This is a genomic window from Acutalibacter caecimuris (genome assembly GCF_034335085.1).
In the GTDB taxonomy this organism is placed as follows: domain Bacteria; phylum Bacillota; class Clostridia; order Oscillospirales; family Acutalibacteraceae; genus Acutalibacter; species Acutalibacter caecimuris.
The window spans coordinates 1-696 of sequence record NZ_JAWXXJ010000088.1 but is presented as its reverse complement, the minus strand read 5'-3'; the positions used below and the strand labels follow the sequence as shown (position 1 = coordinate 696).

1 protein-coding gene and 1 pseudogene are annotated in these 696 nt (G+C 55.2%); both read right to left on the bottom strand.

Going from position 1 to position 696, the window contains the following annotated elements; genetic code table 11:
* Positions 1 to 198: pseudogene (locus U8U01_RS17295) on the bottom strand (hypothetical protein); the annotation flags it as partial.
* 266 nt (positions 199 to 464) lie between these two features.
* Positions 465 to 696, bottom strand: a 232-nt coding sequence (locus U8U01_RS17290) for a DUF6273 domain-containing protein (RefSeq protein WP_322176823.1), incomplete at its 5' end; no start/stop codon positions are given.

The window sequence follows — 696 nt, the reverse complement described above, 5'->3', positions numbered from 1 at the left end:
GGCCAGCCGCACATCCAGGGCCATAAGCGAGGCCCGCGCTTCCAGCAAATGGGCTTTGCGCAGCCTTATGCGCTGTTCGTCCGAGGGGTATATGCTGTTTGCCTTTTCGGCTTCGTCCAGCACCTCACCGGCCAGCTTTGCCGTTGGTTCTGCCAGCAGCCGGGAGTACCGGGCCGAGAGCCGGGTTAGAAAAGCCATGGTTTCTACAAATATTTGATGGGCCACATTTATAAAATCCGCTTTGCTAACCGTGCGCTTGTCCTTTAAGACCGATATAAAGAATCACCTCTTTCCGCTATTCTGCTGCCCATTATACCATATTCTGCCAAAGGGGGAAAGTGCCATTTTTTGCGATTTTGCGCGACCGCCTTACGGCGGTATGGGGAAGGGCGTAAGGGCCTGCTCCCGCTGGGCCTGCTGTCCTGGGGACGGGGTGCTTTCGCACCCCTGGATAGAAAAAACGATTAGGCTGCCGCCGATACGCAGAATCCGGGGCGAACGCCTGCACTCCAAGAGGCATTGTAACCGTTAGGAGAGCCACCGCTGCTCACATCACAGAAACTGCTAGAGTTGCTGTAATAAGGGGAGCGCAGCCACCACCACACCGCAGACGTTACTGCGGTGTGTCGATTAGCAATCTTTGGGTTGCCTGCCTTAAAATAGGCATACTGCTGCTGATAGTTTTGCTCCGCGCTA